Origin of the sequence: Hydrogenophaga sp. PAMC20947, from assembly GCF_004795855.1 — a bacterium.
Classification (GTDB): Bacteria; Pseudomonadota; Gammaproteobacteria; order Burkholderiales; family Burkholderiaceae_C; genus Hydrogenophaga.
Genome location: NZ_CP039252.1, coordinates 4350783 through 4374486, shown reverse-complemented (window position 1 = coordinate 4374486; position 23704 = coordinate 4350783). Strand labels below are relative to the sequence as shown.

18 protein-coding genes and 1 pseudogene are annotated in these 23704 nt (G+C 62.0%); 13 read left to right on the top strand and 6 right to left on the bottom strand.

Annotated features, from left to right (window positions below; all coding sequences use genetic code 11):
* Positions 1–14: 14 nt before the first annotated feature.
* Positions 15–1001 (top strand): response regulator, encoded by a 987-nt coding sequence (locus E5678_RS19930; protein WP_136180141.1) that lies wholly within the window; start codon positions 15–17, stop codon positions 999–1001.
* On the opposite strand, the gene cqsA is transcribed toward E5678_RS19930, so the two are convergent.
* The 4 genes and pseudogenes from cqsA to E5678_RS19915 all read right to left on the bottom strand — a co-directional run bounded on the left by cqsA (position 989) and on the right by E5678_RS19915 (position 3844).
* Positions 989–2254, bottom strand: coding sequence for an alpha-hydroxyketone-type quorum-sensing autoinducer synthase (gene cqsA, locus E5678_RS19925; RefSeq protein WP_136180140.1), 1266 nt, complete (start codon positions 2252–2254; stop codon positions 989–991). The genes E5678_RS19930 and cqsA overlap by 13 nt on opposite strands.
* A gap of 197 nt (positions 2255–2451) precedes the next feature.
* Positions 2452–2862 (bottom strand): rhodanese-like domain-containing protein, encoded by a 411-nt coding sequence (locus E5678_RS22745; RefSeq protein ID WP_247597055.1) that lies wholly within the window; start codon positions 2860–2862, stop codon positions 2452–2454.
* 252 nt (positions 2863–3114) lie between these two features.
* A pseudogene (locus E5678_RS22740) lies at positions 3115–3567 on the bottom strand (MBL fold metallo-hydrolase); the annotation flags it as partial.
* 31 nt (positions 3568–3598) lie between these two features.
* Positions 3599–3844 carry a metal-sensing transcriptional repressor gene (locus E5678_RS19915; RefSeq protein ID WP_136180138.1) on the bottom strand — a complete coding sequence of 82 codons (246 nt, stop codon included), beginning with the start codon at positions 3842–3844 and terminating at the stop codon, positions 3599–3601.
* Positions 3845–4109: 265 nt separating this feature from the next.
* Here E5678_RS19915 and E5678_RS19910 point away from each other — a divergent pair, with 265 nt between their 5' ends.
* The 10 genes from E5678_RS19910 to E5678_RS19865 all read left to right on the top strand — a co-directional run bounded on the left by E5678_RS19910 (position 4110) and on the right by E5678_RS19865 (position 18688).
* The gene (locus E5678_RS19910) at positions 4110–5012 is read left to right on the top strand and encodes a PPK2 family polyphosphate kinase (RefSeq protein ID WP_136180137.1); all 903 of its coding nucleotides are present in this window, start codon (positions 4110–4112) and stop codon (positions 5010–5012) included.
* Positions 5013–5090: 78 nt separating this feature from the next.
* A complete protein-coding gene (icmF, locus tag E5678_RS19905) occupies positions 5091–8426 on the top strand; it encodes a fused isobutyryl-CoA mutase/GTPase IcmF (RefSeq protein WP_136180136.1) in 3336 nt (1111 codons plus the stop codon).
* 73 nt (positions 8427–8499) lie between these two features.
* A complete protein-coding gene (locus E5678_RS19900) occupies positions 8500–11907 on the top strand; it encodes a PAS domain-containing protein (protein ID WP_136180135.1) in 3408 nt (1135 codons plus the stop codon).
* A gap of 405 nt (positions 11908–12312) precedes the next feature.
* Entirely contained in the window at positions 12313–13089 is a 777-nt protein-coding gene (locus tag E5678_RS19895; protein ID WP_136180134.1) for an ABC transporter ATP-binding protein, read from the top strand.
* Positions 13086–13790 (top strand): ABC transporter ATP-binding protein, encoded by a 705-nt coding sequence (locus E5678_RS19890; protein ID WP_136180133.1) that lies wholly within the window; start codon positions 13086–13088, stop codon positions 13788–13790. The genes E5678_RS19895 and E5678_RS19890 overlap by 4 nt, the downstream gene beginning before the upstream one ends.
* 47 nt (positions 13791–13837) lie before the next feature.
* Positions 13838–15031 (top strand): ABC transporter substrate-binding protein, encoded by a 1194-nt coding sequence (locus E5678_RS19885; protein WP_136180132.1) that lies wholly within the window; start codon positions 13838–13840, stop codon positions 15029–15031.
* Positions 15032–15103: 72 nt separating this feature from the next.
* The gene (locus tag E5678_RS19880; protein ID WP_136180131.1) at positions 15104–15988 is read left to right on the top strand and encodes a branched-chain amino acid ABC transporter permease; all 885 of its coding nucleotides are present in this window, start codon (positions 15104–15106) and stop codon (positions 15986–15988) included.
* Between the two features lie 5 nt (positions 15989–15993).
* On the top strand, positions 15994–16941 hold the full coding sequence (locus E5678_RS19875) for a branched-chain amino acid ABC transporter permease (RefSeq protein WP_136180883.1): 948 nt from the start codon (positions 15994–15996) through the stop codon (positions 16939–16941).
* 179 nt (positions 16942–17120) lie between these two features.
* Positions 17121–18050, top strand: coding sequence for an arginase (rocF, locus tag E5678_RS19870; RefSeq protein WP_136180130.1), 930 nt, complete (start codon positions 17121–17123; stop codon positions 18048–18050).
* 5 nt (positions 18051–18055) lie between these two features.
* Positions 18056–18688 (top strand): LysE family translocator, encoded by a 633-nt coding sequence (locus E5678_RS19865; protein WP_136180129.1) that lies wholly within the window; start codon positions 18056–18058, stop codon positions 18686–18688.
* Positions 18689–18712: 24 nt separating this feature from the next.
* Here the strand turns inward: E5678_RS19865 and E5678_RS19860 are convergent, their stop codons facing one another.
* Positions 18713–19015 (bottom strand): antibiotic biosynthesis monooxygenase family protein, encoded by a 303-nt coding sequence (locus E5678_RS19860; RefSeq protein WP_136180128.1) that lies wholly within the window; start codon positions 19013–19015, stop codon positions 18713–18715.
* Between the two features lie 32 nt (positions 19016–19047).
* Positions 19048–20682 carry a choline dehydrogenase gene (locus E5678_RS19855; RefSeq protein WP_136180127.1) on the bottom strand — a complete coding sequence of 545 codons (1635 nt, stop codon included), beginning with the start codon at positions 20680–20682 and terminating at the stop codon, positions 19048–19050.
* Between the two features lie 207 nt (positions 20683–20889).
* On the opposite strand from E5678_RS19855, the gene E5678_RS19850 reads away from it, so the two are divergent.
* Positions 20890–21741 carry a 3-hydroxybutyryl-CoA dehydrogenase gene (locus E5678_RS19850; RefSeq protein ID WP_136180126.1) on the top strand — a complete coding sequence of 284 codons (852 nt, stop codon included), beginning with the start codon at positions 20890–20892 and terminating at the stop codon, positions 21739–21741.
* 134 nt (positions 21742–21875) lie between these two features.
* Positions 21876–23516 (top strand): hypothetical protein, encoded by a 1641-nt coding sequence (locus E5678_RS19845; RefSeq protein WP_136180125.1) that lies wholly within the window; start codon positions 21876–21878, stop codon positions 23514–23516.
* Positions 23517–23704 lie beyond the last annotated feature (188 nt).

Sequence of the window (23704 nt, the reverse complement as noted above, 5' to 3'; positions counted from 1 at the left end):
GATCGAATTCATTCATGGCCCTCACGCTCCCGCTTTACCACCGCTCAGGCTGCACGCTGTTCCTGGACGATGACCACAATTACCTTGAAATGCTGGGCATGGTGGTACCCACCCACCTTCAGGTCGAGATGTATTCACGCCCGTCGACGTTCATCGAACGCATGCACGGTGAGCCTGCCCGGTGGGAGGCCGACGCCGGACTGCATCTGCAGATGATCGAGCGCTGGCGCCAGGGCCAGCCACTGATGCCGCAGATCCTTCGGTATTGGGCCAACAACACAGCCCGTTACCGGTTCGCCCAGACCTGTGTGGTCGACTTTGCGATGCCCGGCACCGATGGGCTCAAGGTGCTCAACACCCTGCTTGACTGGCCGGGCTCGCGCATCCTCCTGACCGGACAGGCCGACGAGCAAATTGCGATCCAGGCGTTCAACGGCGGCCTGATCGACCAGTTCATCGCCAAACAGATCCCCGACATCGCGGGCCGCCTGGTGGCCGCATTGGCCAAACTGGCCCACGCGGCCCATCCACGGCTCAACACCATGTGGCGCGCCGTGCTGCAACCGGCCCAGCTGTCTTTGCTGCAGGTGCCGTCCGTGGTGCGGGATCTGCAAGCCTATACGCAGAAAAACTGGATCGAGTATGTGGTGCTTGGCGAACCGTTTGGCATGCTGGGCCTGACGGCGCAGGGCCGCTGCGAATGGCTGCAACTGGAGCCCACCACCGGTCTGGAAGACCTGACCGATCTGGCCAGCTCGGCAGGCGTCCCCCTCGATCGGATGCGCGATATTGGCAAAGGACTGCAATTGCCAGCGGTGGAGCTGCACCAACACCTGAACCTTCGTGGTCCCATCCGCACCAACCAGGCGTTTCCGGTCGGAGAAGACGGGTTGCTGTTGGGGGCGGTCTTCCCCCTGGAAGACAGCGATCTGGCGCAACCCGTCTACCCGTATCACAACTTTCTGGAAGTGCAGGGCTCCCGCTCGATTCAGGACGCCTGAACCTGAGCCGGGATCTGCACCCGGGCGCTGCGCGCGCGCCGGGCCAGCGGCCACTCCCAGGGTTTGACCAAAGGTGCGATCTCCCGGGCCACATGGGCCACATGGTCCAATTCGGCATCGGTCAAGGCCGAGCTCAGCGTCAGGCGCACCATGGTGCGGTTGCGGGCGGTGGCCGGCGCACAAAACACCGCGCCAAACACGTCGCGCGATTCCAGGTGGTCGCGCAGCACCAGCGTATCGGGCTCGGTCCCCCCCTCCAGCGCGATGATCTGCTCCGTGCCCTGGTGCACCGGGTACCCCAGTTCGCTGAACGATTCGCGCATCTGGCGGCTGATGCGGTGCAGCCGCTCCCGTTCGACATCACAGCCCTGAACCACATCCAGCGTGGTACTCAGGCCTGCGACCTCATGGGGCAACAGACAGGAGCTGAAAATGTTGTGGTGGCTGGTGCTCAGGATGTAATTGCGCAGCCCGGTCGGGATGTTGAAGAATCCGGCCCGGCCGGCAAAGGCTTTGGCCAGGCTGGCGGTGACGAAGTGCACGCGGTGCGACAGGCCCAATGCCACGCACAAGCCCGCCCCACCAGGCCCATGGGTGCCCAGGGAATGCGACTCGTCCACCAGAATCATGCAGCCCCCTGCTTCGGCAACGTCCACAAGATCCACCAGGGGCGCCATGGCACCGGTGGTGCTGTACACCGAATCCACAACCACCAGCCCGCCACCGTGTTTGGCGATCAGGCGCCTCAGATGGTCCACATCGTTGTGGCGAAACGGATGGACCGGCGCCTCGGCGCGCCGCGCGCCCTCCCACAACGAGGTGTGGGCGAGCATGTCCATGTAAACCGGGGTCTGCGCGTCTGCGATGCACTGCAACAGGCCCATGTTGGCCGCGTAGCCCGACTGGCACAACACCCCATCGTCTTTGCCAATCCAGTTCGCCATCTTCTTTTCGAAAGCCCGCACCGGGTGGGTTTCCAGCAAAAACGAGCCCGACTGGATCACGAACTCCGTGTCCGAGCGCAAGGCTTCCGACTGGGCCTGAACGATCTCGGGGCGGCCGGTCAGGTTCAGGTAGTCGTTGCCGTTGAGCCGAACCGAATTGGGGCCCGGATCACGCCCATGAACCAGGGAGCGACCACCCCAAGGGCCATTCCATCGTTTGATGAAATCACGCTCGATGCGGTCACACAGATGCGCGGACAGAGCGGGGTTGATTTGGGTGTTTTCACGGGTCAGTTCAAGCAGTTCCATGGAGTTTTCCTTAGTGGATAGAAAACCCCATTGAAAAAAGAAATGCGTAACAAACCCCACGCCACCTGTCAGGGCTGACAGGTCGTGTTTGCTTTTGTGCTCAAGAATCTGGCTAAGAAGCCGATAAGCGGCCCGTTTTCGGCCCGGGATGGCGCCAGAATCCCACGCCTGAACACCGGTTTAACCCGGTTTTGCCCTCAGTTCTGGCGCCAGGGCAGCCCCCGAAACCGCCAACCGCCGCGCTCGCCGCGGTGGGCCGACGCATCGGGATCGCCCTCAAAGCCTTCCAGAATGTTGTAGGCCTCCAGACCCAGCTGGGTCGCCCGCTGTGCGGCCGCAATCGAACGCACACCACTGCGGCACAACAGCACCAGCTTCTGCTCAGCGCCGACCGCAGCCTGCACGCCCGCATCAAACCCGGGATTCAAGGCCATGCCAGGCCACTGCTTCCACGCCACCGCGTGAGCGCCAGGCACATGACCCACCCACTCACGCTCCGCGTCGGTGCGCACATCGACCATCACGGCCTCGCCCGCCTGCACCCATTGCCAGGCCAGCTGTGGTGAGACATCGCCCGCATAGCCCGCCGACACGGGTCGAGGCTGCATGAGCAAGGCGCCGTCGGCGTCGTGGCGCAGGCCCGAACTCAGGTTCGCCGGGACTGCCTCGTCGATTCGACGGGGTTTGGGCAAATTGAGCGCGGCCATCAGCGCCACAAATTCGGCCTCGGTCTTGCCCGCCACGCGCGCATTGCTGGTCTTTTCCTGTCCGATGCTGGAATGGGTTCGGCCCTGGTAGTCGTGCCCCGGCCAGACGCTGGTGCTGGCGGGCAAGGCGAACAACACCTCAGTGAGGCTGCGATACAGGTCATGCGAGCTGCCCGACTGAAAGTCGGTGCGGCCACAGCCGTTGATCAGCAGGGTGTCGCCCGTGAACACATGATTCCGCCAGACGAAGCTCATGCTGCCCGCGGTGTGGCCAGGCGTGTGCAAAGCTTCGAGCGCCTCGCCACCAAAATCCAGCGTATCGCCGTGTTGCAGCTGCACACCGGCGGTTCCAATGCCGCAGCCCGCAGGGGCGGCGGTGCGCGCACCGAGGAGCTCGGCCAGCTGACCCGCGCTGGTGATGTGGTCGGCATGGGCATGGGTCTCCACCGTCCAGACCACCTTGAGCCCGTATTCCCGCACGGCCTCCAGATCCCTTTGCAACTGCTCTTCGACCGGGTCGATGATGACCGCTTCCCGGGTATCGGGATCAAAGACGATGTAGGTGTAGGTGCTGGAATCGGTATCAAACAACTGGATCGGGTTCATGGCGGTCTCCGGGGTTCGGGCCTTGAGGCCCTCAGGAAAAACGGGCGAGCATATCGGCCACGTCGTCAGCGGGCACATCACCCTGGGCGATCATGCAACCAATCATGGAAAAGAAGGTCTTGTCCAGAGCCTTGCGCGCAGCAGCCAATTGCTGGGCCACTTTTTCACAATCGGTGTCCGTTTCAATCAGTTTCTGGATGCCACGCAATTGCCCCTCCACACGTTTGAGGCGAAGCACCAAGGCTCGTTTGCGTTCGGGGTCATGGACTGTGGACATGGTGGTTCCTGAAAGTAACAAAGGGGGCTCAAACCGCCCGGCCTGAGGGCATGTAAACCATACCCCTTCAAGTATTCTAGAAGGTGGCGCCAAAGATCTGCAACGACCTCCGACGCAGATGCCACCCTCCCCCGCATGCGGTGGCGCTGAAGTGCCGCATGCGGGTCCACCCCATGGCAAGTCAACGTCGGCTGCGGTAAGATTCCGAATTGACGTTTACGTAAACGTCAATCAAAAACCTGTGCCCGCCTTTGAGGAGACCCCCATGCCAGCTGCCCGCAAGGATGCCCCACCACTGATCCCCCCGGAAAAAGTGGTCCGCGCGCCCAAAGGCAGTCTTTGGGCCAACTGGCAGGTTGAGGTGAGCGCGGGTGTCGATCGCAAGGCCAAAGACCGCGTTTCGCTGGACACCTTCAAACCCGGCGAGAAGCCCTGGTCTCAAGGCAAGAAGGATGAAGACAAAGCGCTGGTGCAGACACTGGCGACCGAAATCGATGGCCTGCAAAACCTGTTTTTCGCCGATGGCCGCCACAAGTTGCTGATCGTGCTGCAGGGCACGGATACCGCAGGCAAAGACGGCACAGTGCGCGGCGTGTTCAGCCAGACCAGCCCGCTGGGCGTGCACACGGTGGGCTGGAAAGCCCCCACCGAAACCGAGCGCGACCACGATTACCTCTGGCGCATCCACCAGCGCATGCCCGGCGCGGGCGAAATCATGGTCTTCAACCGCAGCCACTATGAAGACGTGCTTGTGCCGGTGGTCAACGAGTGGATCACCCCCGAGCAGACCGCGCAGCGCTACGCCCACCTCAACGATTTTGAGCGCCTGCTGACGGAGACTGGCACCGTGGTCCTCAAGTTCATGCTGCACATCAGCTTTGAGGAGCAGCGGGAACGGCTGCAAGAGCGCATCGACAACGTCGAGAAACACTGGAAATTCAGCCAAGGAGATGTCGCCGTGCGCAAACAGTGGAAGGCCTACCAGCAAGCGTATGAAGACCTGCTGAACGCCACCAGCACGCCCTGGGCGCCTTGGACCGTGGTCCCCGCCGACTCCAAGACCCACCGCAACCTGATGATTGCCACCCTCGTGCGCGACACGCTGAAAGCCATGGACCTGCGCTTTCCGCCCGAAGACCCAGCCCTCAAAGGCATGCGCATTGAATAGCCGAAACGGCTTTGCGTCACTTTGGCCCGCTATCGCATTCGCCATCGAATCCACACCGATAACTCAAGAGACAAACCCATGACCCAGCTTTCTGCCGACTACAAAGCCCTGGCCAATTACCGGCCCACCAACAAGGTGCGCTTCGTCACCGCAGCCAGCCTGTTTGACGGCCACGACGCCGCCATCAACATCATGCGGCGCATCTTGCAGGGCATGGGCGCAGAAGTGATTCACCTCGGCCACAACCGCTCGGTGGACGAAGTGGTCACGGCCGCATTGCAGGAAGACGCCCAGGGCATTGCCATCAGCTCATACCAGGGCGGCCATGTGGAGTACTTCAAGTACATGGTCGATCTCTTGAAGGCACGCGGCGGCGAACACATCAAAGTGTTCGGCGGTGGCGGTGGCGTGATCGTGCCAGCCGAAATTCGCGAGCTGCAAGACTACGGTGTCACCCGCATCTACAGCCCGGAAGACGGCCAGCGCATGGGCCTGGCCGGCATGATCGGTGAAATGGTGATGCGCTGTGATCAAGACATCACCGGCTACGCCCCCAAAAATGTGGCGGCCATCCAAGGCCACTCGGAAATGCAGTGGCGTGCCTTGGCGCAGCTCATCACCGCCGTGGAGAACGGCAAGGCTGCGCCAGCCTTGCTCGATGCCGTGCGCGCTCAGGCCGCTGACGACAAGACGCCAGTGCTCGGCATCACCGGCACCGGTGGGGCCGGCAAGTCCTCGCTCACCGACGAGCTGATCCGCCGCATCCGCCTCGACCAGAGCGACGCGCTGCGCATCGCCGTGATTTCCATCGATCCTTCGCGCCGCAAGAGCGGCGGCGCCTTGCTCGGTGACCGCATCCGCATGAACGCGATATCGCCTTGGGTCCCCACCGAATTGGTGAGCCCCGGCGCCGGCGGTGGCCCTGACAACAGGCAGCGTGTCTTCATGCGAAGCCTGGCCACGCGCGAGGCCAGCAGCGAAATCAGTGCCGCTTTGCCCGACGTCTTGGCTGCCTGCAAAGTGGCCGGATTTGACCTCATCGTGGTGGAAACCTCGGGCATTGGCCAGGGGGACGCCGCCATCGTGCCGCACGTCAGTGTGCCCATGTATGTGATGACGCCCGAGTTCGGCGCAGCCAGCCAGCTGGAGAAGATCGACATGCTCGATTTCGCCGAGTTCGTGGCGATCAACAAATTTGACCGCAAGGGCGCGGCCGATGCGCTGAGAGACGTGTCCAAACAGGTGCAGCGCAACCGCGAAGCCTTCACCGTGATGCCCGACACCATGCCGGTGTTTGGCACCATGGCCGCCCGCTTCAACGACGACGGTGTGACCGCGTTGTATCAGGCCATCAAGATCCGCCTGCAAGCGCTGGGCTTGCCGTTGACGGAAGGCAAGCTGCCATTGGCCAACGTGCGCCACAGCACCAACCAGACCCCCATCGTCCCCCCAGCCCGCACCCGCTACCTGGCCGAGATCACGGACACCGTGCGCGGCTACAAGGGTCGGGCCCGCGCCCAGGCCCGCCTGGCCCGTGAAGTGCAACAGCTCACCGAAGCTTCGCGCATGCTGGCCGCGGACAAAACCCACCGCCCCAAAGCGTCAGAGGCCGCCATGGATTTGGCCAAAGAGCGCGAGATCCGCCTGGACGGCGACGCACGCAAGCTGCTCGCCCAATGGCCCGACATGCAAAAGGCCTACGCGGGCGAAGAATACGTGGTGAAGATCCGGGACAAAGAAATCCGCACCGCCCTCACCTCCAAATCGCTTTCAGGCACCGTGATACGCAAGGTGGCGCTGCCGCAATTTGAGGACCACGGCGAGATCCTCAAATGGCTGATGCTCGACAACGTGCCCGGCAGCTATCCCTACACGGCGGGTACCTTTGCCTTCAAGCGTGAAGGCGAAGACCCGACCCGCATGTTCGCCGGCGAGGGCGACGCGTTTCGCACCAACAAGCGCTTCAAACTGCTCAGCGAGGGCATGCCGGCCAAGCGCCTGTCGACTGCATTTGATTCGGTCACGCTCTACGGCAACGACCCCGATCCGCGCCCCGATATTTACGGCAAAGTGGGCAACTCGGGCGTGAGCATTGCCACGCTGGACGACATGAAGGTGTTGTACGGCGGCTTCGACCTGTGCGCTCCGGCCACCTCGGTTTCCATGACCATCAACGGGCCAGCACCCAGCATCCTGGCCATGTTCATGAACACCGCCATCGACCAGAACATCGAAAAATTCAAAACCGACAACGGCCGTGAGCCCACCGACACCGAGGCCGCCAAGATCCGAGCCTGGGTGCTGGCCAATGTGCGCGGCACGGTGCAGGCCGACATCCTCAAGGAAGACCAGGGCCAAAACACCTGCATCTTCAGCACCGAGTTTTCGCTCAAGGTCATGGGCGATATTGCGCAGTATTTCGTGCACCACGATGTACGCAACTTCTATTCGGTCTCTATCTCGGGGTACCACATCGCCGAAGCAGGCGCCAATCCCATCAGCCAGCTGGCTTTCACGCTCAGCAACGGCTTCACTTTTGTGGAAGCCTACCTCGCGCGAGGCATGCACATCGATGACTTCGCCCCCAACCTGAGCTTCTTCTTCAGCAACGGCATGGATCCGGAATACACCGTGCTGGGCCGCGTGGCACGCCGCATCTGGGCGGTGGCCATGAAAGAGAAATACGGCGCCAACGAGCGCAGCCAGAAACTGAAATACCACGTGCAGACCAGTGGCCGAAGTCTTCACGCGCAGGAAATCCAGTTCAACGATATCCGCACCACGCTGCAGGCCTTGATCGCCATCTACGACAACTGCAACAGCCTGCACACCAACGCGTTCGACGAAGCCATCACCACGCCTACCGAGGAGTCGGTGCGCCGCGCCATGGCAATCCAGCTCATCATCAACCGCGAGTGGGGCCTGGCCAAGAATGAGAATCCCAACCAGGGCGCGTTCATCATCGACGACCTGACCGAACTGGTCGAAGAGGCCGTATTGGCCGAGTTCGAAAAAATCGCCGACCGCGGCGGGGTGCTGGGCGCGATGGAAACCGGCTACCAGCGCGGCAAGATTCAAGACGAATCCATGCACTACGAGATGCTGAAGCACACGGGCGAATACCCCATCGTCGGCGTCAACACTTTCCGGAATCCCCATGGCGACGAAGTCATGGAAACCCTCGAGTTGGCGCGCTCCACCGACGACGAAAAACAGAGCCAGCTGCAGCGTCTGAAAGCTTTCCACGAAATTCACGCCGCTGAGGCCCCCGCCATGCTTGAGCGCCTGAAGCACGCGGTGATCCACAACGCCAACGTGTTTGACGTGCTGATGGACGCCGTGCGGGTCTGTTCACTGGGTCAGATCACGGGCGCATTGTTCGAGGTGGGGGGGCAGTACCGACGCAACATGTGATGGCGACGGGATAGCGCCTTGGTGGCCTGTTGCACTCGGCTGCTAGACTGGTACAAGGTTCACACTTTGTTTCATGCCCGCCCCTCCTACTGACCGCTTGCGCTCAGCGCAAGGTGCACCCGATGCGCCATGGAATGCTTCGCCCCCCCGCGATCAACGCTGGCTGCTGGTCGTCCTGATGCTAGGCACCGTAGTCTTGCTGTGGGTGGCGACGGCCGCTTTTTTGTGGCGTGACCGCCATCTGACCCTGGAAGCGACCAGCACCCACACCAGCCGACAAGCCCTGCGCCTGTCGCAGGATCTGGACCAGACGCTCAAAGTGGCGCGCACCTCGATCGCACAATTTGATGAGCGCCTCCAGCGCGCGTCCACCACGCCTTTTCAAGCTTCGCCCTCCACCGAAGCCGAAGCCAACGCGGAGCTGCTCGCCGCGCTCCCGCTGCCGTTTGAACTCCATGTCCTGGCCCCCGAAGGACACACACAGGCACTGGTCGGCCTGCTGAACCCATCCAAGCGCCTTCAGCCAGAGCACCACAACGGTGGGAAACCCCTCCCGCCAGGGACCTGGTCGCTGGGCTCTGTCGAATTCTTGACGGGCCAGCAAACGCTTCCGCTTTCCTGGCCAGCCACGCCCAATCTGCACCGCGTCACAGGGTATGGCGTTGACTTGTCGTTTGCATCGCTTCAAAACTGGCTGGACCGGGATCGAAAACTGCCAGATGACCGGGTCTCATTGTTCTGGCTCAACGATGACGGTTCGGCGACTTTGCTGGCGCGCTCACCCAACGTACCCGAACGACTCGGGCGCCGGGTTACCGCAGACTGGGTGGCGCCAGCCTTGCAACAGCCGTCTGGCGTGCTCGACCTGGTGAGCCAGATCGACCAGCATCACCGCCGCGTGGCCTACCACCGCCTCGCCGGTGCCGCCAGCTCGCTGGTAATCGTCTACGGCGCGGACATCCCCGCGGCACTCTCGGCCTGGCGGGCTCAGTTGCCTTTCCTGGTGGGCCTGGTACTGCTCCTGTCATTGGCCATGGGCTTTGGCGGCTGGCGACTCAACCGGGCTTTGCGGGCATTGACGCTGGGTGAGAAACGGTTCCAGCTGGTGCTGGACTCTGGCCACGTCTGGGACTGGGACATCCCCTCCAACAAGATGCGGTACACGCAGCACTTCCTCGCACGCCAGGGCTACACAAACGAGCCTCATGAAAGCAAGATCGATGCGTTGTTCGAGCACATCGAGCCCGAAGACGGCCTGCGCCTCAAGACAGCCCTGAACAACCACCTCGCCACAGGGGAACGCTACGCAGAGACCTTCCGCACAAGGGATGCGCAGGGCCACATCCACTGGTTTGAAACGCAGGGGCAAGCCTTCTGGGACAGCGACGGCCAAGCCCGGTATATGGCCGGAACCGCCTTCGAGATCACGTCCCGGCAGATGCTTGAGGACACGCAGCGCCAGATCCTCAAACGCCTGGACACGGTCGCCAACGCTTCGCCCGTGCTGTACTGGACATCCAACCTGTCGGGACAGGTTGACTGGGTGAACCACCGATGGCTGGAGTTCACCGGACGGGACGAAGAAGAAGAGCTGGGCCATGGCTGGCTCGACGGCATCCACCCCGATGATCGCGAGCGCACCAGAGAAGCCATGGCGACCACGCTGATTCACCAGCGCCCGTTTGCCATGGAATTTCGGCTCCGCTTTCGCGACGGCAGCCACCGCTGGGTCATGGAGCAATGCCGGCCATTGCTTGACGCGGATCAGATGCCCATCGGCTTCATCGGATCTTGCCTGGACCTGACCGCGCTCAAGCAAGCCGAAGCAGATGCCCGGCAACGGGGCGCCATGCTGGAAAGCGTGTTCACCGTGCTGCAAGACATGCTGTTCGTGATGGACATGGAAGGCCGCATCGTTTCGTACCACAGCGCCGCCGATGACATCCTCTATGTGCCACCTGAGGCGTTTATGGGCCGCACCGCCGCCGAAGTCCTGCCACCCGACGTGGCGGCCCTGATCAACCGGGAATTGGCTTTGGTGGCCCCCGGGCAAATGCGTGAATTCGAGTACACACTGGAGTTGCCACAAGGTTTGCGGAGATTCAACGCCCGCCTTGCTCGCCTGCCCGACAGCGACCACTCCATGCTGGTGGCCAGGGACATCACCGAGCGCGAGAGTCTGAGGCGCCAGCGAGAGCGGCTGCAGCAATTCATGGCGTTGCAGGCCCGGCTGGCCACGCGATTCATCAACTTGCCCGTGGCCGAACTCGACCACGACATCGGATTGGCCCTGGGTGAGATTGGTGCGTTTGTGCAGGCGGACAGGGCCTACATCTTTGCCTACGACTTGCAGTCCCAGACCGCCAGCAACACCCACGAATGGTGTGCCTCAGGCATTGAGCCGGCCATCGACCAGCTCCAAGACTTGCCCATGGACTTGATACCCCAATGGGTTGACGCCCATATGCGACAGGAAGCTTTCGGCGTGGACGACGTACAGAGTCTGCCCCCAGGCCCTCTGCGCGAGATCCTGGAACCACAGGGCATACGGAGCCTGATCGCGTTGCCCATGAGCGCGTCCAGCGGGCTGCTGGGTTTCGTCGGATTCGACTCGGTTCACGCCACCCACGAGTACACCCCGGAAGAGGTGGCCTTGCTGAGTCTGTTTGCAGAAATGCTGGTCAACGTATTGGGCCGCCAGCGTTCAGAAGCCCAACTGCACCAGCTCACCACCGAACTGGAAATGCGGGTCAAGGAACGCACACAGCAGCTCGACACGAGTGTGAAACGCCTGAGCCAGGCCAACCGCGAACTGGAGTCCTTCGCCTATTCGGTGTCGCACGATCTCAAATCACCGGTCAGGAGCGTTGAAGGTTTCACCGCGTTGCTGCTGGAGGATCACGGCGCCCGCCTGGATGATGAAGCGCGCGACTACCTGCAGCGCATCCAGCGTTCGGCCCACCACATGGCGCGCCTGATCAACGATCTGCTGGCCTATGCGCGCATCGAGCAAATGGACACGCTCCTCGCTGCAGTGCCGCTGGCGCGCACCGCAGGCGAAGTCGTGGATGCCTTGCACAACGACATTGAAGCCAGTGGTGGCCGCGTACAACTGCTTGTTGCCGAAGATCTGGCGGTTCGCGCACATCCGCAGGGCCTTGCCATGGTGCTGCGCAACCTCATTGACAACGCCCTGAAATTCAAGCGCCCAGGCGTACCGCCCGAGATCACCATCGAAGCCACCAGCCAGGCCGACAAGGTGCACATTTCAGTGAAAGACCATGGGCAAGGTTTTGACATGAAATACCATGACCGAATCTTTGCGATCTTCCAGCGCCTGCACCGGCCAGATGAGGTCAGCGGCACGGGCATCGGACTGGCCATGGTGCACAAGGCGGTGGAGCGCATGGACGGCCGCATCTGGGCGGAAAGTGCGCCCGGGCAAGGATCCACATTTCACATTGAGCTGCCACGGGCCTAGACCGCGGTTGAACCCGCGCTGCCCTGAGGCAAGGTCCCATGCGCGACGCCCGAACCACCAGATCAACGAGCACGAGGTCTTTTACGCCAACCGACGCGATCCTATGCCCATGCCCGTTGAGAGGCGCACCACCTCCGCCCTATTGCTGAAGCGTCAGCGCAGCCAGCGTGGAGGCCAAAGAACGGCCGATGGCAACTGTGCGTTTGTTTCGGGGGAGTGGGCCGCTCCGGTGCCGGACGCAAGCGCGCGCGACCCACTTCGCTCATGAAGCCACCGGCCCAAATGACCGGATCATCGACCCTGCCACACAAGCTCATACGTAATACTACGTAAGGACAATCCCCTTCGCTCCGGCGTTGCTTCGACCCGTATGATGAGCCCCTCTATTGCTGAGGAGCGAGCACATTGTCAGACGGTATCATTTTGGAAACTCAAGGCCTGACCAAAGCCTTCAAAGGTTTCGTTGCGGTGGATCACGTGGATCTCAAAGTGCGTCGAGGCCATATCCATGCGCTGATCGGGCCCAACGGCGCGGGCAAAACCACATTCTTCAATCTGCTCACAAAGTTCCTGACGCCCAGCGCCGGAACCATCCGTTTCAACGGCATTGACATCACGCACGAAAAACCCGCCGAGACCGCACGACGCGGCATTGTCCGGTCGTTCCAGATTTCGGCGGTGTTCCCCCACATGACGGTGCTGGAGAACGTGCGTGCGGCGCTGCAGCGCAACCTGGGTACTTCGTTTCACTTCTGGAAATCTGAAGCCACGCTGGAACACTTGCACGACCGCGCCCACGAATTGCTGGCCGAGGTGGACCTCCAGGATTTCGCCGAAGAGCTGACCGTGAATTTGCCCTACGGGCGCAAACGGGCGCTGGAATTGGCCACCACCATGGCACTGAAGCCCGAGCTCATGCTGCTTGATGAGCCCACCCAGGGCATGGGACATGAAGATGTGGCCCGCGTCACCGCGCTGATCAAAAAGGTCTCTGTCGGCCGAACCATCCTGATGGTTGAACACAATATGAACGTGGTGTCGTCCATCGCCGACCGGATCACTGTTTTGCAGCGTGGCGCGATCATCGCCGACGGCCCTTACGACGAAGTCTCTGCCAACCCCCAAGTGATCGAGGCCTACATGGGCAACACCGACGCCGAATTGCAAGGAGCCCATGCATGAGCCGAGAGCTGTTGCGTATCGATCAACTGCACGCCTGGTATGGCGAGTCACACATCTTGCATGGTGTTGATCTGCTGGTTCACGAGGGCGAGGTTGTCACGTTGCTGGGCCGCAATGGCGCCGGCCGCACCACGACGTTGCGTGCCATCGTGGGCCTGACGGGCCAGCGCAAGGGATCCATTCAAATCAATGGCGAAGAGTCGATCAATCTGCCGCCTCACCGCATCGCACACATGGGTGTCGGTTACTGCCCGGAAGAGCGCGGCATTTTCGCGAGTCTGAGCGCCGAGGAAAACCTGATGCTGCCGCCCGTGGTGGGCCCAGGCGGCATGAGCCTGGATGAAATTTACGAAATGTTCCCCAACTTGAAAGAGCGCGCCAGCAGCCCCGGCACGCGCTTGTCAGGCGGAGAACAACAGATGCTGGCAGTGGCTCGCATTTTGCGCACGGGCGCACGCCTGCTCCTGCTAGATGAAATTTCCGAGGGTCTTGCGCCGGTGATCGTGCAAAAGCTCGCTGAAATGATTCTGGCGCTCAAGGCGCGCGGCTACACCATCGTGCTGGTCGAGCAAAACTTTCGCTTCGCTGCGCCGCTGGCCGATCGTTTCTATGTTATGGAGCATGGCCAGATCGTTCAGCAGTTCGCTCAGGCCGAACTGAAGGACAACATGACCATGCTGCAGCAGTATCTCGGGGTCTGAGACCCTTCTTTTTCGCCCCCCGTTTTTCAACCCACCGGAGACAGTCCATGAAACTCACAACCCTCGTTGCAGCCCTCGCCGTCGGCCTCGGCGCCACCAGCGCATTTGCACAAGACAGCGGACCGGTCAAAATCGGCTTCATCACCGACATGTCGGGCCTGTACGCCGACATCGACGGCCCCGCAGGCGCCGAGATGGTGAAGTGGGCTGCTGAAGACTTCGGCGGCAAGGTGCTCAACCGCCCCATCGAAGTGCTGTCCGCCGACCACCAGAACAAGGCCGACGTGGCCGCCTCCAAGGCCCGTGAGTGGTTCGACCAGGACGGCATGTCCATGCTGCTCGGTGGCACCAGCTCGGGCACCAACCTCGCTATGGCCCAATTGGCCAAAGAGAAGAAGCGCCCCTTCATCTCCATCGGCGCCGGTTCAGCACGCCTGACCAACGAAGACTGCTCGCCGTTCACCGTGCACTACGCCTACGACACGGTCGCCTTGGCCAAAGTCGCCGGCAGTGCGCTGGTCAAAGCCGGGAACAAGAGCTGGTATTTCCTCACCGCCGATTACGCTTTCGGACAATCGCTGGAAGCCGATGCGTCCACCGTGGTGAAAGCCAATGGTGGCACCGTGGTGGGTTCAGTGAAGCACCCGCTGAGCGCCTCCGACTTCTCCTCTTTCCTGCTCCAGGCGCAATCGTCCAAGGCGCAGATCCTCGCCATGGCCAACGCCGGTGGTGACTTCACCAACGCGATGAAAGCGGCCAAGGAATTTGGCGTCAACAAGACGATGAAGATCGCCGGCCTGCTGGTGTTCATCAACGACGTGCACAGCCTGGGTCTGGCGAATACCGAAGGCCTGCAAATGGCAGACAGCTGGTACTGGAACCAGGACGACGCTTCACGCAAGTTTGCCCAGCGCTTCTTCGACAAGTACAAGCGCATGCCGTCCAGCCTGCAGGCAGCCGACTACTCCGCGACCATGAACTACCTCAAGGCCGTTCAGACTGCGGGCACCACCAACGGTGAAAAGGTCATGAGCACGCTCAAGAGCATGAAAATTGACGACTTCTACACCAAGGGCAGCATCCGCAAAGACGGTCGCATGATCCATGACATGTACCTGTTCGAAGTGAAGTCAGCCAAAGAATCGACCAAGCCATGGGACTACTACAAGCTGGTGGCCACGGTACCTGGAGACCAGGCTTTCACCACGCCCGCCGAGTCGAAGTGCTCGATGATGAAATAAACGGCTGAGATCGGTTGCGTGGCGGGCCCTTGCGGCCCGCCACGCCTTTTACTGTGCAACCATTCGGGCACCATGGACATCTTCGGTATTCCCATTCAGGCATTCATGGGCCAGCTCATGCTCGGGCTGGTCAACGGCGCTTTTTACGCCATGCTCAGCCTGGGCCTGGCGGTCATTTTTGGCTTGCTGGACATTGTCAACTTCGCGCATGGCGCCCTCTACATGCTGGGCGCTTTTGCGGCCTGGATTCTGCTGGACCAATGGGGCATCAACTATTGGTTTTCGCTGATTCTGGCACCGCTGATCGTGGGGCTCTTCGGCGCCATCATCGAACGGCTGCTCCTCAAACGGCTTTACGGGCTTGACCCCATCTACGGACTTTTGCTCACCTTCGGCATCTCGCTGATTCTTGAAGGTCTCCTGCGCCAGAAGTACGGTGTGTCGGGACAGTCGTACCCGGTGCCTGAGCTGCTCTCAGGCGCGACCAACCTCGGCTTCATGGTCTTGCCCAACTACCGGGCATGGGTCGTGGTGGTCTCCTTGACCGTCTGCCTGGGGACCTGGTTCCTGATCGAACGCACCCGCTTGGGCGCATATCTGCGGGCAGGCACTGAAAACGCCAAGCTGTTGCAGGCGTTCGGTGTCAACGTGCCGCTCATGGTGATGCTCACCTACGGCGCTGGTGCGGCCCTGGCTGGCCTGGCCGGCGTGCTCGCAGCACCGATCATCCAGGTCACGCCCTTGATGGGATCCAACCTGGTGATCGTGGTTTTTGCGGTTGTCGTGATCGGCGGCATGGGATCCATCATGGGCTCCATCCTCACGGGCCTCGGACTGGGTCTGATCGAAGGGCTGACACGGGTTTTCTATCCTGAGGCGTCCAGCGTCGTGGTGTTTGTCATCATGGTCATCGTGCTGTTCCTGCGTCCAGCAGGGTTGTTTGGAAAGGAAGCCTGAACATGATGTCAGCCAACCGCGTCACACGCATCACCTATCTGGTTTTGCTCGCCCTCTTGCTGATCGCGCCCTTTTTGGGCATCTACCCCGTGCTCGTGATGAAGCTGCTGTGCTTCGCACTGTTTGCCTGTGCGTTCAACCTGCTGCTGGGCTTCACGGGTCTGCTGTCCTTCGGACACGCGGCGTTTTTCGGATTTGCCGCCTATGTCACTGGCTGGGTGGTCACCGCGCTGGGCTGGACACCGGAGCTGGCACTGCTGGCCGGCACCGGAACCGGGGCACTGCTGGGCCTGCTGATCGGCTCCGTAGCGATCCGGCGCCAGGGCATCTACTTCGCCATGATCACGCTGGCATTGGCCCAGATGGTGTACTTCGTCTGCTTGCAAGCCCCCTTCACCGGTGGCGAAGACGGTTTGCAGGGTGTTCCGCGCGGCGCCCTGTTCGGACTGCTGTCCCTCAAGCCCGACACCGTGATGTACTACTTCACCGTGCTGGTGTTTGTCCTGTGCTTCATGGCCATCACCCGGATCGTGACCTCGCCTTTTGGCCAGGTGCTGAAGATGATTCGGGAAAACGAACCCAGAGCGATATCGCTCGGTTACCAGGTCGATCGCTACAAGCTGCTGGCTTTTGTCTTGTCGGCCAGCCTGGCCGGCCTGGCGGGCTCGCTCAAGACCCTGGTGATGGGGTTTGCCACGCTCACCGATGTGCATTGGTCCATGTCCGGTGAAGTCATTCTCATGAGCCTGCTCGGTGGTGTCGGCACCTTCTTCGGACCGGTGCTCGGTGCGGGGACCGTGATTGCCTTGCAAAACGTGCTGGCTGACAAAGTCGGTGCTTGGGTGACCGTCATCATCGGCGCAATTTTTGTGTTGTGCGTCATGGCTTTCCGCAAAGGCATGGTCGGCGAGATTCAGGCCTGGCGTTTGCGACGCAGCGCGCGCTTGTCATAAAGACTTGCAGTCGTGGATCGGGCCTGTGGACGGCCCCGATCCACGCTGAACGCGCGCCGAGCCAGTCAGGCACTTGTGCCGCGGCTCCAAGGTCTGCATCTGTGAATGCAGACGCCAAAGCGAGATGGTTTTGTACGGCAATGCCGATCTAGCGCGACCGTTTCGGCCACAATGGCCCCATGAAAAAAACTATTCGTCTGATTGGTGTACCAACCGATATCGGTGCCGGTGCGCGCGGCGCGTCTATGGGGCCAGAGGCTCTGCGCGTCGCCGGACTGGCGGCAGTACTGGAGAGCCATGGCCTGCGTGTGCACGATGCGGGCAACCTCAGCGGTCCAGCGAACCCCTGGCTGCCTCCCTTTCAGGGGTATCGCCACCTGCAAGAGGTCGCACAATGGAATCAAAGCCTGCATGAGGCCGTTTACGAAGCCTTGTCCGACGGCCATCTGTCCATGGTGCTGGGCGGCGACCATTGCCTGGGCATTGGCTCCATCAGCGCCGTCGCGCGCCACTGCCGCGACACAGGCAAACAATTGCGCGTGCTGTGGCTGGATGCCCATGCCGACTTCAATACGTCCGACCTGACCCCCAGCGGCAACGTACACGGCATGCCCGTGGCCGTGCTGTGTGGACACGGTCCGAACGAGCTGACAGGCATTGGCGGCACCACACCAGCGATCTCGCCATCGGTGGTCCGCCAGATTGGCATCCGCAGCGTAGACGAAGGTGAAAAGCGCTTTGTGCACGAACACGGTCTGGAAGTGTTCGACATGCGCTACATAGACGAAATGGGCATGCGCCACACCATGGAACAGGCGCTCGCCGGCATGGACGACAACACCCACCTGCACGTGAGCTTTGACGTGGACTTTCTCGACCCCGAGATCGCCCCCGGTGTGGGAACCACGGTGCCCGGAGGCCCCACCTACCGGGAGGCGCAACTGTGCATGGAGATGATCGCCGACACCGGTCGCATGGCATCCATGGACGTGATGGAACTCAACCCCGCACTCGATGTGCGCAACCGCACGGCGCTGGTGTCGGTGGACCTGATTGAGAGCCTGTTCGGCAAGTCGACCTTGATGCGCAAGACTGCACCTCACGCCTAAAAAACATGCCCATCGCACCCCAATCACTGGTCGCCTATGCGCTGATCGCCTGGTTGGCCGCGGCCACGCCAGGTCCAGCCGTGCTGCTGGCGCTGCGCAATGGCGCGACACATGGGTTCCGGGCGGGTCTTTTTTCGACGCTGGGCAACCTGCTGGGCCTGGTGATGCTGGCAAGCGCTTCGATTCTCGGCCTCGGCGTGATCCTTCACACCCTCCCATGGCTGTTCACGCTGGTGAAATGGGTGGGCGCGGCCTACCTCATTTACATGGGATGGCGCATGCTGAACGCACACAGGGGCATGGATCTGAGCGCTGAGGACGCTGGTGCAGCGCACCCAGAAAGCCATGGCACCCTGCTGCGCACAGGCCTTTGGGTTTCGCTCACCAACCCAAAGGCCATCCTGTTTTTTGGTGCGCTGTTCCCGCAGTTCATCGACACCAGCCAAGCCCTGATGCCACAGTTTTTGCTGCTGATGAGCATCAGCATGTGCGCGTCCAGCTCTTGTCTGCTGACCTACGTGTGGCTGGCCCAACGCGCGCGCCACTGGCTGGCCCGCCCACGTACCGCCACCTGGATCAACCGGGCGGCCGGCAGCGTGTTTGTGGCGTTCGGCCTGGCGCTGGGCGGCATGCGCTGACCCCAATAGGCTGGGGAGTCGAACTCAGGCAGACATGCAGACGAGCTCCAGGTGCTCCACCACAGGAGCCTGAGCAAAAAACGGTCCCACGATGGCGCGCCATTCGGCAAAGGCGGGGGACTCGCGGAAGCCCACGGTGTGGTCTTCCAGGGTGTCCCAGTCAATGGTCAGGATGTAGCGACCCTGGGTCTCGATGCTGCGGTGGACCTTGAATCCCTGAAAGCCTTTGGCCTTGGATACGACGGTGCGAGCACCGCGTTCGATGGCTTCTTCGAAGGCCGCAGCCTGGGCGGGGTCAATGCGAATGTCGGCGTGTTCCAGAATCATGACTGTGTGTCCTCAATGGTGTGATTGATGCATCAGGCAGGGAGTGCCTGCCGGTCCTCACGGATCATATCCACCGCCTTCTCGGCCATCATGATCACAGGGGCATTGGTGTTGCCCCCCACCACCTGCGGCATCACCGACGCATCCACCACCCGAAGGCCCGCCACACCATGCACCCGCAAGCGGGCGTCCACCACCGCGAGCGCATCATCCCCCATGCGGCAGGTGCCCACCGGGTGGTAAATCGTGTCGGCGTGGTTGCGGATGAACTGCTCGATTTCACCATCGCTCTGCGCCGAGGCCGACACCTTGGCCTCCACACCGCCGTGGCGCGCCAGTGCCGGTTGCTGCAGCATCTGGCGTGTGAGCTTAAACCCGCGCACCAGCCGGGCCATGTCGTCCGGATCCTGGAGGAACGCCGGGTCGATCAGGGGCGCGGCCAGTGGGTCGGCGCTGGCCAGGCGCAAGGTGCCGCGGCTCTTGGGCCGCAACAGGCACACATGGCAGGAGTACCCGTGGCCCAACACGGTCTTGCGGCCATGGTCCACCAGCTTGCCCACGACAAAATGCCATTGCAGATCGGGAATGGCTTCGTCAGCGACGCTCTTGATGAACCCCCCGCCCTCGGCGAAGTTGCTGGTGAGCGGACCGCTGCGGGCGCGTCGCCACTCAAAGATGCCACGGATCACGCTCACAATGCCCTTCAACGAGATGCCAAACACGTCGCTGACCTTGGGCGCATTCACCACGATCACCACGTCGGGATGGTCGTGCAGGTTTTCACCGACTCCGGGCAAATCGTTTGTCACGGCGATGCCATGGGCTTGCAGATGCGCTGCCGGACCGATACCCGACAACATCAGCAACTGCGGCGACCCAAACGCACCCGCGCTCAGCACCACCTCGCCACCGGCGTTGAGTTGCAGCGTCTGCTCCGAACCCCGACCGCTCTCCACCCGGTAGGCCACCCCCACCGCACGAGGGCGCCCGTCTTCGCCTGGTTGCGTCACGATGCGGGTGGTTGCCGCGCCGGTCAAGACCGTCAGGTTGGGTCGCCCCAGGTGCGGCGTGAGGTAGCCTTTGGCTGCGCTCCAGCGCTCACCGTTCTTGTGGGTGACCTGATAGGCCCCGACGCCCTCTTGCTCTGGCCCATTGAAATCGGGGTTGAGCGGGTAGCCCGCTTGTTGGCCCGCCTGGATATAGGCCGGCAGAAACGGATTGGGACTGCGCAGGTCCATCACATTGAGCGGTCCGCCCTGACCGTGCAGGGCATCGGCGCCGCGCTCGTTGTGTTCTGCTTTTTTGAAGTATGGCAACACATCGGCCCAGGACCACCCCGGGTTGCCCTGGGCCGCCCAATTGTCGTAGTCCCAGACATGGCCACGGGCGTAAATCATCGCGTTGATCGAACTCGAGCCCCCCAGCACCTTCCCGCGTGGCTGATAGCCCCGGCGCCCGTTCAGTCCAGGCTGGGGCACGGTGTTGTAGTCCCAGCCATTGAGCTGGTACTTGGCCATGATGGCCAGACCCGCAGGGCAATGGATCAGCACACTGCTGTCGGGTGGCCCCGCTTCCAGCAAGGCCACGCGAAGCGCCGGATTTTCGCTCAGGCGGCTGGCCAGCACACTGCCAGCCGAGCCGCCGCCAACGATGATGTAGTCGTACATGGATCAAAGTCTCCGTGATGGGGGTGTTGCGCGACAGGCCCAAGCAAGGGTGTGCGCGACAATCAACATGCAACTTAGCATGCGGGAGCGCACCTCGGTAGGCTCCACCATCTAGATTCGACGCCTGCGCGACGGCGAGGGACAGCCCCAGTCTCCGCAGGTTTCACAACCCCCGTTTCTTTCGGATTTTTTTCAGGAGTTTTGACAATGAGCAGCATCCAGACCGTCGGCATCATCGGCTCGGGCACCATGGGCAACGGCATCGCCCAGGCCTGCGCCACCAATGGCATCCAGGTGGTGATGGTCGACATCAGCCAGGCCGCCGTTGACAAAGGCCTGACCACGGTGGCCAGCAGCTTGGACCGCCTGATCAAGAAAGAAAAAATCAGTGCCGCCGACAAAGATGCGGCCCTTGCACTGATCAAAGGCTCCACCAACTACGACGACCTCAAAGGCGCGCAGCTGGTGATCGAAGCCGCCACCGAAAACGAAGCGCTCAAAGTCAAGATCCTGCAGCAACTGGATAGCTTGCTCGACGCAAACGTGATCGTGGCCACCAACACCAGCTCGATCAGCATCACCAAACTGGCTGCCGCCACCCAGCGCGCCGACCGCTTCATCGGCATGCACTTCTTCAACCCCGTTCCCATGATGGCGCTGGTGGAAATCATCCGTGGCCTGCAAACCAGCGACGCCACGCACGACGCGGTCAAAGCGCTGGCCGAACGCCTGGGCAAGACACCCATCACGGTGAAGAACGCGCCCGGCTTTGTGGTCAACCGCATCCTGGTGCCCATGATCAATGAAGCCTTCTTCGTGCTGGCCGAAGGCCTGGCCACGCCTGAAGACATCGACGCCGGCATGAAGCTGGGCACCAACCAGCCCATCGGCCCCCTGGCCCTGGCCGACATGATCGGCCTGGACGTGTGCCTGGCCGTGATGAACGTCTACATAGCCGAGTACAACGACAGCAAGTACCGCCCTGCGCCGCTGCTGAAAGAAATGGTGGCCGCTGGCTGGCTGGGACGCAAGACGGGCCGAGGCGTGTACACCTACTGACACACCGCTGCGGCACGGCAGAACAACCGTGTCTGGGCGCACAGGGACATACCCGCAGATGTCGCCCGTGAGACCGGCGCAGCCTTGGGGGGAGGTCTAAAACAGGTTGACTTCACCCCACTGAAAGGCAAGCCATGCATTCGACGCTCCTCCTGCGCCTGACCGCAGCCATCGGCCTCACCCTCGCCATTGGCGGGTGTGCGGCCCCCCAAAAACCCATGCGTCCAGCGGCCTGGGCCACGCCCGAGACGCTGGTGGCGCCGTCGGCTTTCCATGGGGTCCATGGCTTGGCTGTGGATGCCAAGGGACGATTGCTGGCGGGCAGCGTGGTGGGCAACAACCTGTGGGAAGTTGATCGAAAGACCGGACAGGCCAAGGTGTTCATCGCCGGGCCCGAAGGCCAGGCCGATGACATCGCCATTGGCCCGAAGGGTGAGCTGGCCTGGACCTCCTACCTGCAGGGCGTCTTGCGCATCCGTGACAACGACGGCGCTCCTACCCGCGTAGTGGCTCAAGGCTTGCCGGGCATCAACTCCCTGGCCTTCGATCAAAAGACCGGCAAGCTGTACGGAAGTCAGGTCTTCCTCGGCGACGCCCTGTGGGAGATGGACCCCAGCGGCCAAAAACCACCGCGTGCGATCGCCAAAGACCTCGGCGGCTTCAACGGATTTGAAGTGGGCCCCGACGGCATGCTCTACGGCCCGTTGTGGTTCAAAGGGCAATTGGTTCGCATCAACCCCGCAGACGGTGCCATCACGGTCATCAACAGCGAATTCAAGGTGCCGGCAGCGGCCAACCTGGACGGCAAGGGCAACCTGTGGGCCATCGACACCCGCACCGGCGAGCTCGCCAAGGTGGACCTGGCCAGCGGACGAAAAACGGTGGTGGCTCAGCTGAACACGGCGCTGGACAACCTGGCCATCTCACCCGAGGGCACGATCTACGTGTCCAACATGGCCGACAACGCCATCATCGAAGTCAACCCCACCACGGGCCAGACCAAGACCCTGCTATCGGGCAAGCTGGCTGTAGCGGGCGGCATGAAGCTGGGCAATGGCAAGCTGTGGATCGCCGATACCTTTGCCTTTCGCAGCATCGACACCGCAACGGGTGACGTCACCGACATCGCCCGCATGCAGGCGTCAGACATCGAGTACCCGGCGATGGTCGGCCTGGGCTCCAGACAAATCGCGCTGACCTCCTGGTTCACCAACACGGTGCAACTGATTGACCGCAAGACCCTGAAAACGGTGGACATGGTGCATGGTTTCAAGACCCCCTACGACGCCATCCCGATGGACGACGGGAGCTTGCTGGTGATCGAAATCGCGACAGGCAATTTGCTGCGTGTGAGCGGCGCCAAGCACGACGTGCGCAAGGTGGTGACCTCCGGGCTGGCAGGGCCGGTGCAGATGGTGCTGGGCCAGGACGGCGACCTGTACCTCACCGAAGCGGCGGGCAACCTGGTCCGCGTCGATCTCGCCACAGGCACCAAGACCGTGATCGCCAGCCAATTGGCCCTGCCCGAGGGCCTGGCTCAAACACCCTGGGGGAGCTTCATCGTGGCCGAGCCCATGGCAGCCCGCCTGACCGAGATCGATCCACTCAACGGACAACGCCGCACCGTGGCTGAAAACCTGCCCATCGGGCTGGAGGGTGGCCCGGGCATGCCCCCGCCATACAACGTCACGGGGGTGGCCGTCGGCGACGACGGCGTCATCTATGTGAGTGCCGATCGTAACAACGCCGTGCTCAAAATTCGACCCCTGCGATGACCCGGCCAGGGCGGCACCGTCCCTGGGCCCAAGTTGACCGTGTCTGAATGAATGTGTGCCTGGCCGTGAGGATCGTCCACATGGCCGGGTCCAACGTCCGAAAGTACCGCCCTGCGCCGTAGCTGAAAGCGTTGGTGGGTAGCCAGGTCGCTGGGCCGCGAGGCTGACCGAGGCGAACCCTTGCGCCA

What these genes read in the sequence shown, in the direction of transcription:
- E5678_RS19860 (WP_136180128.1), bottom strand. Translation starts at nt 19,015, where the DNA reads ATGATTCTGGAACACGCCGACATTCGCATTGACCCCGCCCAGGCTGCG.
- E5678_RS19890 (WP_136180133.1), top strand. Translation starts at nt 13,086, where the DNA reads ATGAGCCGAGAGCTGTTGCGTATCGATCAACTGCACGCCTGGTATGGC.
- E5678_RS19865 (WP_136180129.1), top strand. Translation starts at nt 18,056, where the DNA reads ATGCCCATCGCACCCCAATCACTGGTCGCCTATGCGCTGATCGCCTGG.
- E5678_RS19850 (WP_136180126.1), top strand. Translation starts at nt 20,890, where the DNA reads ATGAGCAGCATCCAGACCGTCGGCATCATCGGCTCGGGCACCATGGGC.
- E5678_RS19900 (WP_136180135.1), top strand. Translation starts at nt 8,500, where the DNA reads ATGCCCGCCCCTCCTACTGACCGCTTGCGCTCAGCGCAAGGTGCACCC.
- icmF (WP_136180136.1), top strand. Translation starts at nt 5,091, where the DNA reads ATGACCCAGCTTTCTGCCGACTACAAAGCCCTGGCCAATTACCGGCCC.
- rocF (WP_136180130.1), top strand. Translation starts at nt 17,121, where the DNA reads ATGAAAAAAACTATTCGTCTGATTGGTGTACCAACCGATATCGGTGCC.
- E5678_RS19915 (WP_136180138.1), bottom strand. Translation starts at nt 3,844, where the DNA reads ATGTCCACAGTCCATGACCCCGAACGCAAACGAGCCTTGGTGCTTCGC.
- E5678_RS19885 (WP_136180132.1), top strand. Translation starts at nt 13,838, where the DNA reads ATGAAACTCACAACCCTCGTTGCAGCCCTCGCCGTCGGCCTCGGCGCC.
- E5678_RS19930 (WP_136180141.1), top strand. Translation starts at nt 15, where the DNA reads ATGGCCCTCACGCTCCCGCTTTACCACCGCTCAGGCTGCACGCTGTTC.
- E5678_RS19875 (WP_136180883.1), top strand. Translation starts at nt 15,994, where the DNA reads ATGTCAGCCAACCGCGTCACACGCATCACCTATCTGGTTTTGCTCGCC.
- E5678_RS22745 (WP_247597055.1), bottom strand. Translation starts at nt 2,862, where the DNA reads ATGCAGCCTCGACCCGTGTCGGCGGGCTATGCGGGCGATGTCTCACCA.
- E5678_RS19880 (WP_136180131.1), top strand. Translation starts at nt 15,104, where the DNA reads ATGGACATCTTCGGTATTCCCATTCAGGCATTCATGGGCCAGCTCATG.
- cqsA (WP_136180140.1), bottom strand. Translation starts at nt 2,254, where the DNA reads ATGGAACTGCTTGAACTGACCCGTGAAAACACCCAAATCAACCCCGCT.
- E5678_RS19845 (WP_136180125.1), top strand. Translation starts at nt 21,876, where the DNA reads ATGCATTCGACGCTCCTCCTGCGCCTGACCGCAGCCATCGGCCTCACC.
- E5678_RS19910 (WP_136180137.1), top strand. Translation starts at nt 4,110, where the DNA reads ATGCCAGCTGCCCGCAAGGATGCCCCACCACTGATCCCCCCGGAAAAA.
- E5678_RS19855 (WP_136180127.1), bottom strand. Translation starts at nt 20,682, where the DNA reads ATGTACGACTACATCATCGTTGGCGGCGGCTCGGCTGGCAGTGTGCTG.